This window comes from Paenibacillus sp. JNUCC32 (assembly GCF_014863545.1).
Taxonomy (GTDB): Bacteria; Bacillota; Bacilli; order Paenibacillales; family Paenibacillaceae; genus Paenibacillus_AQ; species Paenibacillus_AQ lautus_A.
The window spans coordinates 6,439,003-6,454,970 of the sequence record NZ_CP062260.1 but is presented as its reverse complement, the minus strand read 5'-3'; the positions used below and the strand labels follow the sequence as shown (position 1 = coordinate 6,454,970).

General features: G+C 48.9%; 14 protein-coding genes and 1 riboswitch. Of the genes, 5 read left to right on the top strand and 9 right to left on the bottom strand.

Annotated features, from left to right (window positions below):
* Window positions 1-235: 235 nt before the first annotated feature.
* Window positions 236-382: riboswitch (cyclic di-AMP (ydaO/yuaA leader) on the bottom strand.
* Window positions 383-750: 368 nt separating this feature from the next.
* The 4 genes from JNUCC32_RS28550 to JNUCC32_RS28535 all read right to left on the bottom strand — a co-directional run bounded on the left by JNUCC32_RS28550 (window position 751) and on the right by JNUCC32_RS28535 (window position 4,564).
* Entirely contained in the window at window positions 751-1,494 is a 744-nt protein-coding gene (locus JNUCC32_RS28550) for an SDR family NAD(P)-dependent oxidoreductase (protein ID WP_192570503.1), read from the bottom strand.
* A 182-nt stretch (window positions 1,495-1,676) separates the two neighbouring features.
* A complete protein-coding gene (locus JNUCC32_RS28545) occupies window positions 1,677-2,288 on the bottom strand; it encodes a flavin reductase family protein (RefSeq protein WP_192570502.1) in 612 nt (203 codons plus the stop codon).
* On the bottom strand, window positions 2,285-3,238 hold the full coding sequence (locus tag JNUCC32_RS28540) for a ring-cleaving dioxygenase (protein ID WP_192570501.1): 954 nt from the start codon (window positions 3,236-3,238) through the stop codon (window positions 2,285-2,287). Before JNUCC32_RS28540 ends, JNUCC32_RS28545 begins: the two co-directional genes overlap by 4 nt.
* Window positions 3,239-3,484: 246 nt before the next feature.
* Entirely contained in the window at window positions 3,485-4,564 is a 1,080-nt protein-coding gene (locus tag JNUCC32_RS28535) for an AI-2E family transporter (RefSeq protein WP_192570500.1), read from the bottom strand.
* A gap of 223 nt (window positions 4,565-4,787) precedes the next feature.
* Between JNUCC32_RS28535 and cls the strand changes: the two genes are divergently transcribed.
* Both cls and JNUCC32_RS28525 read left to right on the top strand, forming a co-directional pair.
* Window positions 4,788-6,236, top strand: a complete 1,449-nt coding sequence (cls, locus tag JNUCC32_RS28530) for a cardiolipin synthase (RefSeq protein ID WP_015737583.1) — start codon at window positions 4,788-4,790, stop codon at window positions 6,234-6,236.
* 123 nt (window positions 6,237-6,359) lie between these two features.
* A complete protein-coding gene (locus tag JNUCC32_RS28525; protein WP_015737584.1) occupies window positions 6,360-6,764 on the top strand; it encodes a VOC family protein in 405 nt (134 codons plus the stop codon).
* 47 nt (window positions 6,765-6,811) lie between these two features.
* Here JNUCC32_RS28525 and JNUCC32_RS28520 read toward each other — a convergent pair whose 3' ends face one another.
* The 4 genes from JNUCC32_RS28520 to JNUCC32_RS28505 form a co-directional block, all read right to left on the bottom strand.
* The gene (locus JNUCC32_RS28520; RefSeq protein ID WP_192572747.1) at window positions 6,812-7,240 is read right to left on the bottom strand and encodes a MarR family winged helix-turn-helix transcriptional regulator; all 429 of its coding nucleotides are present in this window, start codon (window positions 7,238-7,240) and stop codon (window positions 6,812-6,814) included.
* 186 nt (window positions 7,241-7,426) lie between these two features.
* Window positions 7,427-7,837: a VOC family protein gene (locus JNUCC32_RS28515; protein WP_015737586.1), complete on the bottom strand. Its 411-nt coding sequence runs from the start codon at window positions 7,835-7,837 to the stop codon at window positions 7,427-7,429.
* A 149-nt stretch (window positions 7,838-7,986) separates the two neighbouring features.
* Window positions 7,987-12,000, bottom strand: coding sequence for a glycosyl hydrolase family 18 protein (locus JNUCC32_RS28510; RefSeq protein WP_192570499.1), 4,014 nt, complete (start codon window positions 11,998-12,000; stop codon window positions 7,987-7,989).
* Between the two features lie 447 nt (window positions 12,001-12,447).
* The gene (locus JNUCC32_RS28505; RefSeq protein ID WP_192570498.1) at window positions 12,448-12,816 is read right to left on the bottom strand and encodes a YybH family protein; all 369 of its coding nucleotides are present in this window, start codon (window positions 12,814-12,816) and stop codon (window positions 12,448-12,450) included.
* A 121-nt stretch (window positions 12,817-12,937) separates the two neighbouring features.
* Between JNUCC32_RS28505 and JNUCC32_RS28500 the strand changes: the two genes are divergently transcribed.
* Window positions 12,938-13,714 (top strand): helix-turn-helix domain-containing protein, encoded by a 777-nt coding sequence (locus JNUCC32_RS28500; RefSeq protein ID WP_096776865.1) that lies wholly within the window; start codon window positions 12,938-12,940, stop codon window positions 13,712-13,714.
* 73 nt (window positions 13,715-13,787) lie between these two features.
* Entirely contained in the window at window positions 13,788-14,600 is an 813-nt protein-coding gene (locus tag JNUCC32_RS28495; RefSeq protein ID WP_192570497.1) for a VOC family protein, read from the top strand.
* A gap of 105 nt (window positions 14,601-14,705) precedes the next feature.
* Here the strand turns inward: JNUCC32_RS28495 and JNUCC32_RS28490 are convergent, their stop codons facing one another.
* Window positions 14,706-15,065: a MerR family transcriptional regulator gene (locus JNUCC32_RS28490; RefSeq protein WP_192570496.1), complete on the bottom strand. Its 360-nt coding sequence runs from the start codon at window positions 15,063-15,065 to the stop codon at window positions 14,706-14,708.
* 119 nt (window positions 15,066-15,184) lie between these two features.
* On the opposite strand from JNUCC32_RS28490, the gene JNUCC32_RS28485 reads away from it, so the two are divergent.
* Window positions 15,185-15,823 carry a nitroreductase family protein gene (locus JNUCC32_RS28485; protein ID WP_119846277.1) on the top strand — a complete coding sequence of 213 codons (639 nt, stop codon included), beginning with the start codon at window positions 15,185-15,187 and terminating at the stop codon, window positions 15,821-15,823.
* The last annotated feature ends 145 nt before the right edge of the window (window positions 15,824-15,968 follow it).

Sequence of the window (15,968 nt, the reverse complement as noted above, 5' to 3'; positions counted from 1 at the left end):
CGAGGCTTCAGGGAAGATGATTCATCGGCTTCCTTGCACGCTTTGACCCAATGCCGTCTGATAATCGATTCAATTCATTCCACATTTGCAGACGTTGCCCCTCCTCTGTAATTGAATGCAAAAAGACCACCAAACAGGGGATCTAGACATAGCTCCGCCAGCAGGGGGTCAAAAAATAGAGAAAAGGCCCCTATAGAGAATAAGGGCCTTTTGTATGAACATCCATTATGTATGCAAGACCCATCCACTGCTGACGAGGTTAGCTGACGGACTCGGGTAAGATGGTACCCTACACTCGTGAATTCCAAGTGACTCGCCCCTGGTGAAACTGGTTCCCCCGCTTTCCGGAATATGTATGCCGGAAACTAAGCGTGTGTTCATGATAAAGGGAAGCTCAGGAAAAGTCAAACCCCTTTAACCGCTTTTTCTGGAAATTCAGAAGTAAAAATACCGTTTTTGCAACGAGAATATCGAGCCTTTTGAACACCTTATTTAAGGCTGTCCATACACCGGATTGGTCATGGAATCCATGCTCCATTTTCCGCTATATAGCAGGCATTTGACGGGTCATGCGGAAATCGTTCATGACATATATGTTTTATGCCATGAATGAGCCCCGGATCAGGTAGTCTGCCCGTATGAAATACGGGACCGAAAAAAAATTTTGAAACACTCCATAAATAAGTTTGATAACAACGCCTGGAATGACTTGAAAAAAAGCCCCGATGCTTAGCATCAGGGCTTTTCTCGTCATACCGCGGTATAGCCGCCATCCACCAGCAGGCTCGTGCCCGTAATGAAGGAGGCATCTTCACTGGCGAGGAACAACACGGCTTTGGCCACTTCTTCCGGCTGTCCCAAACGGCCCATCGGATGAAGGCCGACCAAGTGCTGCGTGATCGCTTCCGTTCTTCCCTGGATCAGCGGCGTATCGATATATCCCGGACACACGGCATTGATTCGGATTCCTTTGGAGGCATAGTCTGCGCTGAGCGACTGGGTTAACAGCTTGACGCCCCCCTTAGCCGAAGCATAGGCGGTTACCCCTGCTTTTCCGACATGGCTATGGATCGAGCCGCAGTTTACGATCGCCCCTCCGGTTCCTTGGGACAGCATTTGCTGAATAACATACTTATCGCACAGGAAGACCCCTGTCAGATTAATATCAATCGTTCTCTGCCAGTTATCCATCGTTAACTGATCGGCAGGAGCATCATGGGCAATGCCTGCATTGGCGAACAATACATCGACACGACCAAAATGCTGCACCGTCTGATTCACCATATTCGCGACTTCCTGCTCTTGGGTTACATCCGTTTTGACGAACAGCGCTTCAAAGCCGGCTCCTCTCAATTCGTCGGAAACCGCTTGGCCCTGGTCGGAATAATCCGCGATAACGACCTTGGCTCCCTCTTTTGCAAAAAGTCTGACTGCCGCTTCGCCAATCCCGCTGGCGCCTCCCGTCACAATGACAACCTTGGAATCAAATTTCATGCGTTGATCACTCCTATGTTGTAAATTCATCAACCGGCTATCCATTCATGTAGAATGGGCAAATACCGACCATGATATTCCAATACCCCGTTTCCTAATGAATGACCAGCAACCTATCGAAGAAAAAGAATGTTCGCTAAAAATAGTCGCAAAGCAATAACCCTATTCAAGCTCAAGCCCTATCAGACCGGCCGCTCAATCGTAAACATCTCTCCCAGGGTCGAATAGATATTTCCTGCCATGCGGCTCACAGGTTTCAACTTGGATGCGTCAATCCGGCCATGCTCGTAGAGCTCCTCGGACACGTGAAATCGGACGACGCGGGCAATCAATAGATCAGCGGCAGGCAGCTGATCCGTACCATCCAACGTGACGACCTGCTCCAGCACGCATTCCATGCGAATCTTGGATTCCATAATGCCGGGAACCTTAACAACGTCACTAACGACCGAGGTTAAACGGGTTCGGTCAAGCTCACTTTCGTCCGGAGGCAGGTTCGCCGCCGTTTCGTTCACGGCTGCAACGGTATCTTCGTCCACGATGTGGATGACAAGCTCGCCGCTCTGCATGGCATTTCTCGCCGTATCCTTGGGTGCACCGTTCTTTCGCTGAACGGAAACCGACAGCAAAGGGGGATTGCTCGACACAATGGAAAAGTAACTGAACGGGGCCGCATTCAGCACGCCATCCGCCGATAATGTCGTAACGAAAGCGACCGGACGCGGAACGACGCTTCCGATCAGCAGCTTGTATGTGTCCCGTTCGCTTTGGGTATTCGGGTCAATGGATATCACTTGAGTTGCCCCTCTCCTGTATGTTTGACTTGTATAGGCTCCAGCCCCTGCTCGATTCGGGCACGCTCCGGTTCGAACCAGGCAGGAAGCTTTAATTGTTCCCCCAGCGAGTCCAGGTCTTCGTCCACCGTAAATCCGGGCGGATCGGTTGCGATCTCAAACAGGATCCCACCACGTTCCCTGAAATATAACGCTTTGAAATAGTTACGGTTCCTGATATCCGTTGGATGAAATCCCTGCTCCTTCACCCATTCATACCATTTACCGTGCTCCTCATCATCTTGAGCCCGCCATGCGATATGATGGGTCGTTCCGGCACCTCCGGCTCCGAGTGGAATATCCCGCATCGGCAGATCAATCACGTTGCCGAAGTGGCCCGCAGCTTGAAACCGGGCATAATTGACGTCCTCTCCCATGTAGGTCAGTCCCATGACGTTCTCCAGCGCCTTCTTCGTTTCCTCCCATTTGCTGCTGAACAGAACCGCGCCGCCGAATCCCTTAATGGCTGTATCCGGAGTGATATCGTCCACGGACCAGCCGTTATTCGGACCGCCTTCCCGCTCCACTAACTCTAGCGAAAGTCCGTCCCGATCGGAGAATTGAAGGTATTGTTCGTTAAACCGGAAAGCCTTCATGACAGGAACACCAAAGCTCCGCAGCCGCTGTTCCCAATAAGGCAGGGCCCCTTCAGGAACGGCAAAGGTCGTATATCCTGCCTGTCCTCCTCCACGCAGCCCTCTTCGCGAAGCGGAGGAAGGGAAGAAAGTGATGATCGTTCCGGGCTGTCCTCCTTCATCCCCGAAATACAGATGATATACCTCGGGCGCATCGTAATTCACGGTTTTCTTTACCATTCTGAGTCCTAGCACGCCTGTATAAAAATCAACGTTCTTCTGCGGATCCTGCGCATAAGCGGTAATATGATGAATGCCTGCCGTATGTAATGCCATATCCCATCTCTCCCTCATCGTTTCGTGTCGAAACCCTTTATTTCCGTTTATGATCCGTTTTGCATGATGGATGAGCCGTAAACCATAAATAATCTTTAAATATAATATCTTTAATTTAAGATTATATAATTTTCTTATCGTTGTCAAGCTCCTGTGCACCCCAAATATATAAAAAGCCGCCAAGAACGATTCCTCGCTCTTGGGCGGCTTTCATATGCGGCTAAAGGACGCCTTCCTATCCCGCGCTTAGGCTTTTTGCCATTTCTCCTTAAAGAATAGTTGATACACTCGAGTTACGATAATCTTAATGATCATATAGATCGGTACGATCAGCAGAATTCCGATAATCCCGCCAAGATCTTGTCCCACCAGCACCAGGATAATGATCGTAATGGGATGGATCGCCAGCTGTTTGCCGAAGATATACGGACCAATCAGGTTATCCTGAATCTGCTGGGCCGCCAGAATGACGACAAGGGACCAGATCGCCGTTCCCGGAGACTGAATAAAGCCGATGATCAAGATCGGGATCGCCGATAGAATGGCGCCGATAAACGGTATGAAATTCGCGATGACGGCCACGACCGTCAAAAGCAGCGCATAGGGCAGGCCAATAATCAGGAATCCGATATACATCAAAACCCCCAGCGCCAAATTGACGAGAACCCGGCCAACGATGAATCCTCTGAGTGCATTGTTGATTTCGTCCAGCACCGAGGCTCCCTCGTTCTTAAATCGGTCAGGCAAAAAGCTGACCACCATCTCCCCGAATTTCCCGCCTTCCTTCAGCATGTAGTACAAGAGAATCGGGAACGTAAACAATACGATGGCAAAATTCGACACGAACGAGAACAGATTCATAATGTAATTCGTCAGGAACGTGAAGCCTTGATTCAAATAATCGGTGAGCTGCGTAAGCGGGTTGGCGTTCTTCGGGAAAATATCCTGGAAAAAGCCGTTATTCTCCAATTCCTGAAGCTGCTCGCCAAGCTTGGCAAACAAGGCTGGAGCGTTCTGTACGAGAGCCACGATCTGATCGCGCAGCGATGGCCATACCCCCAGGATAAAGCCGGTAAGGATGCCCGCGAACACGACATACAGGAGCAGGATGGCCAGCGAGCGATTTAGCTTGCGTTTTTCGAGGAGATCAACCAGCGGTCTGAGCAGGTAATAGAAGAATCCCGACAGCATTAACGGCACGAGGATGATGGAGAAGAACGAAAGTACGGGTCTGAATATAAAATCCACCAGCGATCCCAAATAAATGATGGTCAGCACCAGGATCACGGCAAGACACAATTTGAAAAACTTGTTCATTTTCAGCAAAAAGCATGCCCCTTCTCCTATTTTTTCACCATCGTATCATGACAACGAGTATGGATTCAAATGGCTCCTTCTATATTCGTTGCGAGCGACCTTACCCTAGCCGCCAACGTTTTAGGACCTTTCGGTTTCACTCCATGCCGCCGATATATACTTCTTCTAACGCCTCACGTATAATATGAAGGATTGCTAGGGCAAGGCTATAGTGTAGGAGGATATCATAAACATGCATGTTACATCCATCATTCTCGGTCTGATCATCGTTCTGAATATCGTGTTCTCCATGTTCGTGGTTTTCAGGGAACGGCGGGATGCCGGCTCCACCTGGGCATGGCTGCTGGTGCTGTCCTTTATCCCGATTCTGGGCTTTGTGCTGTACTTGCTGTTCGCCCAGAATTTAAGAAGAATCCGTCTCTTTCATTGGGACGATCTGCAAAAAACCGGCATCGAAAAAGTATTGCTGTCCCAAATGGAAGGGATGAACAACGGCGAATACCCGTTCACCAATCAAGCGGCGGCGGACAACAGCGATTTGATCCATATGCATATCAATGAGAACCAGGCGATCCTTACGGACGACAACCATGTTGAAATTTTTACGGATGGACGCAGGAAGTTTGAACGGTTGTTTCAGGATATCGAGGAAGCCAAAGACTATATACATATTCAGTACTACATTATCCGCCGCGACGAGCTCGGCAAGAAGCTGATCTCCCTGTTGACCCAAAAAGCTAATGAAGGCGTGAAGGTCCGTGTTCTATACGATGAGCTGGGCTCGCGTCAACTAACCAAAGGCTTCTTCAAGGCATTCCGCGAAGCCGGCGGAGAAGCCGAGGCCTTCTTCCCGTCCAAGCTGCGCTTCATCAACCTGCGGCTGAATTACCGGAATCACCGAAAGCTGGCGATCATCGACGGCAATATCGGGTATGTCGGCGGTTTCAACGTCGGGGACGAGTACCTGGGCCTCAACTCCAGGTTCGGGTATTGGCGGGATACCCATCTGCGCATCCAAGGCGAGGCCGTTTATGCGATGCAGGTTCGCTTCATTCTGGACTGGAATCAGGCTTCGCATCATAACGATATCACTTACGAATCGAATCTGTTTCCCAAGATCAATTCGCCCGGCAATGTCGGGATTCAGATTGTCACCAGCGGTCCGGATTCCCGATATGAACACATCAAGAACGGTTATATCAAAATGATTTCATCCGCCAAGAAATCGATTCATATTCAGACGCCTTATTTTATCCCGGATGCCAGCCTCCTGGATGCACTGCGCATTGCGGCGCTTTCCGGCGTAGAGGTGCATCTGATGATTCCGGATAAACCGGATCATCCCTTCGTGTATTGGGCTACCTTATCTTATATCGGGGAAATGCTGGGTACCGGGGCTAATGTGTATCTCTACAATAATGGCTTTATTCATGCCAAGACGATCATCATCGATGAGAAGATTTCGTCCGTGGGCACGGCGAATATCGACGTTCGAAGCTTCAAGCTGAATTTCGAAGTGAACGCATTCCTGTACGATGAGCATATATCGAAACAGTTGACCCACATCTTCCACCAGGATCTGCGGGTATCCAGCCAGCTTACGATGAAGCAGTATCTGGAGCGTTCGCGGTGGATCAAGTTCAAGGAGTCCATCTCCCGCCTGCTGTCGCCTATTCTATAGGACAACCCCGAAATACTGCCGTATCATTTAGCAATCCAGAAGAAATGTGAGGGCCAGAGACCGTTTATACTAAAACCAAGGAAAACGAATCCATCATATTAAAACCTGGGAAGGATGTTGAACGTGGCTAAACTGACACCGTATATTTTCTCTGAGGATGCAAAAGCGCAGGCTGAGTTTTATACTCAAGCACTGGGAGGAGAAATCTTATCCGTGCAAACCCATGGCGAGGTTCCCGGAACCAAGGAAGAATTGAAGGACAAGGTCATGCATCTGAGTCTGGTAGCCGGAGGAATCCCGATCTTTATGTCGGACTCGATCTTCCAAACCCTGGAGCGTGGGAACGGGATTCATCTGAGCCTGTCGTTTGAGAGCGATGCCGAAGCCCATGAAGCTTTTGACCGCTTGGCCGAGGGCGGCAAGGTGATTGATGCGCTGAAGACTCAATTCTGGGGAGCGCTGTTCGGGGTGCTGGAAGACAAGTTCGGAGTGTTATGGCAGGTCACGACGGAAGTCCAAGCCAATTAATCTTAGAAAAGGCCCTTCAAGTTTGGCTTGAAGGGCCTTTTTTGCGTTCAGTCCTTATTCTCTAATCGATCGCTAACCTCGTATAGGCGCTGGGATAGTTCATCCCCTTCGGCATTGCCTAAAACATCTCCGTATCGACTACGCAGATTGTTCCAGCACTCGTGTATTACTTTCTCAAGAGCCTTTCCTTTATCGGTCGTATAGATCAGCGACATCCTTCCTTCCACCCGATTGTATACCAGTCCTTTAGCGGCCAGCTTCTCAATCAGTCGGGTTACGGTGGATGGCTGGAGGTGTAGAATTTCGCCTAATTCCTTCTGCGAGATCCCTTCCATCTCATATACAGCCATAAGCAGATATGCATACGTAGGCGACAATCCGCTTGCGGCAAACTCGTCTTCGGCCATCTTGGTCATGACCCGGCTAAGGCGATTGGCTGTGAAGTAAAGGCATTCTTTGATATACGTATTGAGCATAACGGTTACCTCTTTCGGGCTGAAGTTCATCATGTTGAAACGCCTCATATTGTTTGCACATACAAATATAGTGGATTTCCAAATAAAAGTAAAGCGGCAGTTTCCCCCGTCTCTTGGAGTCATCTGCCGCTTCATTCTATTAGAATATGTCGTTCAGGTTGCGATCCTGCTTAGGATAACGCTGCTTTATTCGACATGGCTCTGATCCATGTACATGACTTCCCATAGATGTCCGTCCGGATCCTGGAAGCTCCATCCGTACATAAACCCGTGATCCACCGGGTCGTTGGAAGGCGATCCCCCAGCAGCCAGCGCAGCGTTCACGATGTCATCCACCTGCTCCCGGCTTTCTGCGGACAGCGCCAGAATCACTTCCGTTGTGTTGGCCGCATTCGACAGATCTTTCTTGGTGAACGTCTTGAAATAATCCTCGGTGAGCAGCATGGCAAAGATGTTATCGCCTATGACCAGGCAGGCCGCATTCTTATCCGTAAACTGCTCATTAAACTCAAAACCGATTTTCGAGAAAAAGTCTTTCGTTTTCTCCAGATCCTTAACCGGAAGATTCACAAAAATATTATCGATTTTCAATGCCATCTACGATCACCTCATCCATTTGATAGATCCATCTTAGCATGGGCAGCGGCATGGCATTTCTTTTCGCTTGCTATGTTCAAGCCATTATTCGTCCAATTCCGTGAAAAACACATCCGTCAAAATGGCCTCCGCTCCCTTATACCGTCATATTAGTTCGATAACTCCGCTGCACGCAGTAATCTCATAACCGTTACGACCGTTTGAGCTTTGGTTACGTGAGATTGCGGATCCAGCTTGGTAGCAGACACCCCCAGCATTATCTTCCGTTCTACGACAATGGCGACGGAAGACTTCGCATAGGACGAAACCCTGGAGTGATCCTTGAATTTGTTTAACAGGCCTTGGTCAGCTTCATTCTTCTTACCGGCATACTCCAGCACATTGCTTAGAATAACCGCCAATTCCTCGCGCGTAATCAAGCTGTTGGGATCAAAGATATCGCCTGTGCGTCCCTTCACCAGTCCTGCAGCTTTGGCAGCCGCGATTTCTCTGGCATATCGGGATTTCGGATCCACATCCTTGAAGCTGGAATCCTTGTCGTCAGGCAATAGACCCAGCGCTTTCACCAGGATGGAGATGATCTCGGCACGGGTAATGTTTTTATTTGCACCGAACGAACCGTTATTTTCTCCGGATACGATCATTTTGGCGGCAGCTTGCGCCACGTCTTCCCGTGCCCATGAAGGAATCGCGTCACTAAATCGGATATCCTGCTGTACCAGCGCATAAACGCCGCTGCCGGTTTTCTTGATTTCAACGGTCACCGTGCCGTCCGTATTCACTTTAAACCATGTCGGAACGGATCGAAGCTCGTTTGTACCCGGTATATAGACCACTCCGGTCGCACGTTTTATATTTATCTTTTTCGCATCCAAGGTAACAAACTCGCTGACATGGGATTTCCCGAAGCGTGTCAGCTCGGTTGCCGTTTTATCCGCGTGTACTTGCTCAAGCTTGAACTGCAGCGGACTCGCCAGTGTTTCTTTCCCTTGAAGCAAGGCGGCCAGGCTTGCTGCGTCCTTATTGTCTGGAGCCACAATCGAGACTCTCACCGGCCCGGAAACCGAGATGAGCGAAGCCGGAATCCGGTATTCCGTACCGTTTAGGAAAACGGACAGACTGGCTTTGGCCCCTTTTTTCGCAATGGCCGCAATCACTTCTTGCGGAATTTCCAGCACCGCCTGCTTCGCGCCGGCACCCGCATGGAGCTGGAAGTTGGAGGATTCCGATTGGTTAATGCTGTTAACTGCCGCAGCCGCAGGCACGGTAACTAGAGCCTTATCTCCTTCAAGCACAACGTTTGCTTCGAGTTGATCCTTGCCTTTAGGCGGCTGTGGCGTCCATGGCGTTGTAGAACCGGATCCGCCGGAGCCTCCTCCGCCTTCAGAGCCACCGGAGCCGTTGCCCGAAGTCGTGATGCTCAGCTGATTTGAAGCGCTGGAGACGCGGTTGATCTCATCTCCCGTTCGATCCACGGCAAGCACATGGATCTTGTAATTCGTTAGGGGGCTGAGGCCCTTCACGGTATAACCGTTCGTTGCCACCGAGCCGGACAACGCATGATTCACGTACACTTCATATCCCGTTGCTCCCGTCACGGCATCCCATTTCAGCTGGATGGAGCCGGAATCGGCGCTTACCTTGGCCAGATTCCCTGGAGCCGGGAGTGCCGATGCATTGACTTTGCCGTTGATCGGCAGATCGTGAACGAGTTGGGTCGTCAGCGTCTTATTGCGGTCGCCGCTGATATCCCAGCTCATGACGCCTGCGATATCCAGCGATTTCACGATGGAAGCCGTATATTTCATGGTGTCCTTATCGTTGTATGTGATGAACACTTTATTTTGCTCATTGTACAGGTATGGAACTTTGGCGGATTCGTTCCAATATCTCTTATAACCGTTCTTGTCGATGTAGTTGTTCTCGAGATCGCTGAAATCGAAAACGCCCGCTTCCCATGTCTTTAATGCGGATCCGCCTTTGCAAGTCTGATATTGGCCGGTAGGCGGGCAATCATCCCAGCCTTTACCGTAATATGGCACCCCGGCGATCAGCTTATGCGTTGGCACCCCGCCGTTCAGATGGCCCAGCAAACCGCCGAGCACATGATTTCTCGGAGCGGAGGAGGCGGCTCTTGGATGCTTTTGGTCAAAGAACAGCGGTGCATTATGGTGACCCAGCGTCTCCCAGCTGCCGCTGTAATCGTAAGTCATGATATTGATGAAATCGAGATACGTCACGGAATTCGCAAGATCGGCATTTTTAACGAAATTATCGCCCTGCCCGGAAGCAATCGTCAGCAGATAGTACTTCCCGTCTTCTGATCCGGCAGCATCCAGCGCCTCGCGAACGGTCTTCATTAACAATGTGAAGTTTTCCGTATCCTCCGGTCCCCGGGAGTTGTCGTCTTCCCCGCCTTCAACAGGATACTCCCAATCGATATCCAAACCATCGAATTTGTATTCTCGGAGGAAATCCACCGCGGAATTCGCAAAGGCCCGGCGTGTTTCTTCGGTCTTGGCCATGTTGGAGAAATGATTGGACCAGGACCAGCCGCCAACCGATATCATAAGCTTCAAATGCGGATTAGCGGCTTTCACGGATTCGAAAGCTTGGAAATTTTCGAAATCCTTTTCGGGATCGCCAAGTATCATCTCGCCATCATACACGTATCGATTTTGCAGCGGAACCTTTGGGTCTTCACATGCTCTTACCGTGCTTCCGAACTTCTTCCAACACAAATCAGCAAACGCGTAATTGATATGCGTGATTTGAGAAACGTCAAGATCGGACGGATAGAAATTCCATTCGGCCGGTAGTGCTGACCAAGAGGTGTAGTAGGTAATATTATTATAATTGCTGCCTGGTACAACCGTAATCGCTTGACTGATCGGCGATGTCCATAAAGGGTTAACAGCGATGATCTGGAACGAATACGTCTTACCTTCCTGCAATCCGGCAGCCACAAACCGGTTCTCGCTGCTTGTCGCCACCTTATTTCCGTCCTGATAAATATGATAGCCCGTTGCTCCCGGAACCGGAGCCCATCCCAAGGAGACGGTAGACCTTGTAGCTGTAACAGCCTCCAGCCCCTGTGGTGCAGCGAGCTCTCCCCATTTTAAATGTACAGCGTTACTCTTCACCGAAGTTTCCGGGTTCTGTCCCTGCAATGCTTTTTGAGCAGTAACTTCAAAGATATAATCGCGATTGGCTGTTGGGTCCAGGGAGTACGTGACCGACGTCACCGTTTCCAAGGTATCGACTTTATTGCCGTCCACATACAGCTCGTATCCGGTAGCTTCTGAGCTTGCCCCCCAATTTAAGGTCACCGATTTCTCGGAAACGTCCGTTACTTTCAGGTAACTCGGAGGTGAAATCGGAGCTTGTTCATATACGGTTTGATCCGCGGTGGTCGTGAATTCAAGAATATTGCTCTTCATATCCTTTGAGGGCCTGTGGTCATACCAGGTAATATATATGCGGTAGGTTGTCTCGGGCTTAAGCCCTGTAACGGCATGCGTGGTTAAATTTCCCCACGTGATATAAGCATCCGTATCTGCATTCCAGACATCGATATCGTTCTTGTCTCCCTTGAGGAAATCCCATTCAAAGGTAGCCTGGTTATGCGTTACCTCCACTAATCGCAGATTCTGGGGAGCGGACGTTTTTGGAGGCTTAACCTCGCCATCCAGCGTAGTAAACTCGATTACATTACTCTTATGCCGTTGGTCCGGACCTTGAGACGGTCTCTCATACCATGTAATGTATAATTTATAGGTTGTGTTGGGTTTCAAATCATCCAGGGTCCGGCTTCCGCCGTTCCCCCATGTATACCATGCATCATCCACGGCGTTCCAGACATCAATATCAAACGTATGCTGCGGATTATTTTTGTCGTAATCCCATAGTATCGTTGCTTCGGTGGCCGTGATGGAGTCTTGCACAATTCGCAGATTCTGCGGTGCTAGCGGATCCTGGGAGCCATAGGTCGAGCCTGTTACCGTCACCGGATCGATGCCGGAGCTCGTTGCGGTAATTTCTGAAGGAGATGCGCCTTCTGCTGCAAAGGATGCAGGCGCATGAAGCAGTGGGGTAAACATGAGAATAAGGGCCAAAAAACACAGTACCCATTTCGGGCGTCTTTTCGTGATAAAGGGTATCACCGTTTTCACCTCTGTCGATTAAATTTCGATTGCAAATGATACAGCATTTCCATGAATGTCTGTTCCTCTTGGTGTCACCCGGGTGGTATCCTTGATGACTTGCCCAGCTTCGCATATCGCTCGAAATCCACTCGTTTTTGAAAGCGGTTACCAATCCAGATAAACTTAACTATGTAAGATTCATCCCCTCCCCCTTTTCGCTCCATACCTACACCACTTGCTTGCTGGATCGCTCTACTACGGCCCCCTTTCAATGAAATCCATGTTGTTCAATCCATATTCATATAGTTGTATCATGGAACCTGCGCCATCGATTGAGAAGGGATACATTTCCATATAGATGGGATAAATTCTTGTAATTTTATATTCTGTTAATAAATTCAATCCAAAAAAAAGAGCCCTCGAAAGGCTCTTCTTCTGTTTCCTATGTAACAGGTGACGGCCGATTCATCTAATTGAACTTAGATGCTCATGCTTTAATTTCCATACTCCGTCGGCATCTCGAACGAATACGTTCGTTGCTCTCCCGCTCCCGGTCGTGTATTCCCCCTGAAAATACCCCTCGTAGTGATAAGTATAAATGCAGACAGCCGAATGTACATCAGTCGCAATCCACACCACGTCCTCCGCCCGGTAGACCTCATCCCGGATGACGTCCCAAGCGTGCTCGAAATAGGCCCTGATTTCCTCCAGGCAACAGCAGCTCCGGTCCGAGAACCAATACACCGCTCCCTCATCGAGCAGCCGGGCTACCTGATCAAAATCATGCGTATTCGTCGCCGCTATGTAGGCCTCAAAGGCTTTTTGATATGACATTGTTTCGCACCTCCCTATCTTATATCCTACGTATTCTTCAGGATCCACGCCACGATTCTAGCAATCTTTATGGTATGATATGGAGGCAATTTTATTCACAAAAAATAACAGGTGAACGCCCATGATGAGCATCGCTCAATTCGCAGAACGCACCGGCATGGTCCCCAGTGCGCTTCGTTTCTATGAATCCAAGGGGATTCTGGTTCCGGCTGAACGGCTGGAGAACGGTTACCGGTATTATGGATTTCACCAAATTCACGAAGCCAAGCTTGTAAACAGCCTCCGTCAATCAGGCATCAGCCTTGGGGATATCCGGTGTTTCCTTGAAGCCGAGGAAAGTACGCGTTCCGAGCTGCTTGCGCGCTGGCGGCGGGAAGCTGAGGCACGTCTACTCTCGGTCCAAATTGCGAGTCAATATTTAAACGGGATGGAACCGGGTCGCGGCAGTCTGCATCTCATCAATTGGGAACAACCCCTAACCGTGATATGGCAGCCGTTTTTGGTAGACAAACCAGTAAACTCTTATTCGCGGGAAATGAAACAAGCGGCAGCCAGACTCCATGACCTCAACATTCGCACGCAAGGCTCCAGCTTGATCAAGGTGATGGACTCCCTCCCGCACGCGGTGCTAATTGAAGTCGGATATCAAATTTGTACGGAATCCTCTCGGAAGCCAACGCCTCCGAAGACACCCTCCGAAGCCTATTTGGAGTCCATCCCCCCTACCTTGTTCGTATCGGTGGACAGCTCATGGGAGGACACCTTCGCATGCATGCGAACGATCCGCTTCCTTCAGAAGTTCGGTTTCGAACCTGCGGGCAAGCGGCTGGAGCGGCATTATCCCGATTCTCCTATATTCGAAATCATGATTCCTGTCATGCAAACTCGCTTCTCTTGACCTTCAAGTTACTTGAAGGTTTATACTGGGATTGTTCCATTTTCCAAAACTTTCTTATAGGAGGATCAAGCGAATGGTTGGATTACGGCTGGATGATTTCGATGGAGGTTTTATCATTGCCCCATGGGATCGGTTCAAGGAACTCATCGAATGGTATAGCACGCATTTGGATCTGAAAGTGACATACGAAGAGGATTACCCGGTCGAAAAAATGGCCACCCTTACTTTCCCGGCACTGGGATGCATACATATCAAGTCGGTGGAGCATGACCACCCGCATTTTGCAGTCGATTGGGGACAAAACGGAAATGTTCGCTTCTGCTTCACCGCAACGAATCTTGAAGCTGCACACGCCTATTTTCGCGAACAGGATATTCAAGTGACCGATGTGACCCAAGGCCCCTTTGACCGTACCTTCGATTTCTTCGATCCGGCTGGCAACCGCTTAACGGCAATCGAACCGGAGCCAGGTACGGAGGCGTTGGTTGCTAAAGCACCGGACGCACGCTTTCCGTTCCAAGCGATCCCCCGCTTTGGCGTTGACCGGCTGGATGAAGCCATTGCGTGGTACGAGGCTAATCTGGGCGGCAGAGTCGAACGGGTCAGTGAGGATGGAACCTCCGCGACCGTAATTATCACCGCCGAGGGCGCACCGCTCTATCTGGAAACCGCTCGGACAGACCGAACCAAGGACGCACTTACTGTAGCTGCAAGGCCTTATTGGGTAATACGGAAGAAGGCGGACTTTTTTGAGACTCATAAACGTTTGCGGGAACAAGGATGGAAGGTTACCGATTTTGCCGGAAATCCGAAGTTTCTTGTCATGTTCCACACCTACGATCCATATGGCAACCAGATCAATGTATGGTGTTACGAAGACTGTTAGTTCATGATTGGACACATCCATGAGTGATTCCGCGTGTACATGAAAGGGCTGCAAGCATCCCCAAAGATGACGCAGCCCTTATCGTATCGTTCACATACTTTTACTTTAACACTTGGTTTGAAAATTCGCCTTTCCTTCCAAGACGGCATTCAAGAATGTCTTCGACTTTTTCAATCGCTTCTGGATCTCTTCAATTTCTTTGATTTTTTGTTCTACCATTTTCGTCTTTGCCTCGTATGACAAGTTAAGTTGTTGATTGACTAACAAACTTAATTCTTCTATAGAAAAATCTACCGATAAAAGTACCTTCACATCATCTAGAAACTCCACAATCTCTTCGGAATAAATTCGATAATTATTTGCATCTCGTTTAACAAATGTGTCCGGAATCAGGTTCTTACGTTCATAGAATCTCAACGTTGATATGGGCAGACCCGTTAAATTTGAAACCTCGTTTATTTTCATAATAGGACCTCTTTTATTTCTTGCTATAAACCTAGGTTCATAGTTCATAATACGAAATATGATAACGAACGACATCCACAATGTCAAAAAAATCGATGTTATCAAAAAGGAGAGGTTCTATGTTTAACCATATTCAAAACAACGATTTCGCCAATATCGTTATGGGCCGACGTTCTGTCCGCAATTATGATGAGAACTTTAAAATATCGAAAGAAGAGATGAGCGACATGATTTCGGAAGCCAGTTTGGCTCCATCCTCTGCAAATATGCAGCCTTGGCGTGTAATTGTGGTCGACACTCCGGAAGGAAAAGAAAAGCTAAGACCTCTTGTGAGGTTCAATACGTTACAGAATGATACTTCATCAGCCATGTTATTGATTTTTGGCGATACCCAAAGCTATTTATATGCTGAAGAAATTTACAATACAGCTGTGGAACAAGGAAAAATGCCGGCAGAAGTACGAGATCGTCAACTCGAAACCATTCTATCCCTGTTTCCGACTCTATCAAGAGAAATGAAAGTTGAAATTGCAAAAATCGATAGCAGCCTCTTTGCCATGCAGTTCATGTTAGTAGCTCGTGCGCATGGGTATGACACGAATCCAATGGCAGGCTTTGAAGCTGATCAGTTAGCAAAAGCATTCGATGTAGATGAAGAACGCTATGCTCCAGTCATGGTCATTTCATTAGGAAAAGCCAAAGAAGATGGGCATGAGTCCGTTCGATTAGAGCCTGACAAGATTACATTCTGGAGATAACCATGTTCCGTAGTCGATTCACCATTCTTTCTTCAAAATAACATCAGACTCAAACGCAAGTTTATGCAAACCGAAAAACTCAATCTTAAAGAAAAAGGCAGCCGATCATTGTGATCGGCTGCTTATGATGGTTGAACTAGCAGCC

Bases quoted from the DNA above. Each gene is read 5' to 3' on its own strand.
- JNUCC32_RS28550 (WP_192570503.1), bottom strand. From the start codon at position 1,494: ATGAAATTTGATTCCAAGGTTGTCATTGTGACGGGAGGCGCCAGCGGG.
- JNUCC32_RS28540 (WP_192570501.1), bottom strand. From the start codon at position 3,238: ATGGCATTACATACGGCAGGCATTCATCATATTACCGCTTATGCGCAG.
- cls (WP_015737583.1), top strand. From the start codon at position 4,788: ATGCATGTTACATCCATCATTCTCGGTCTGATCATCGTTCTGAATATC.
- JNUCC32_RS28520 (WP_192572747.1), bottom strand. From the start codon at position 7,240: ATGCTCAATACGTATATCAAAGAATGCCTTTACTTCACAGCCAATCGC.
- JNUCC32_RS28515 (WP_015737586.1), bottom strand. From the start codon at position 7,837: ATGGCATTGAAAATCGATAATATTTTTGTGAATCTTCCGGTTAAGGAT.
- JNUCC32_RS28505 (WP_192570498.1), bottom strand. From the start codon at position 12,816: ATGTCATATCAAAAAGCCTTTGAGGCCTACATAGCGGCGACGAATACG.
- JNUCC32_RS28500 (WP_096776865.1), top strand. From the start codon at position 12,938: ATGATGAGCATCGCTCAATTCGCAGAACGCACCGGCATGGTCCCCAGT.
- JNUCC32_RS28495 (WP_192570497.1), top strand. From the start codon at position 13,788: ATGGTTGGATTACGGCTGGATGATTTCGATGGAGGTTTTATCATTGCC.
- JNUCC32_RS28490 (WP_192570496.1), bottom strand. From the start codon at position 15,065: ATGAAAATAAACGAGGTTTCAAATTTAACGGGTCTGCCCATATCAACG.
- JNUCC32_RS28485 (WP_119846277.1), top strand. From the start codon at position 15,185: ATGTTTAACCATATTCAAAACAACGATTTCGCCAATATCGTTATGGGC.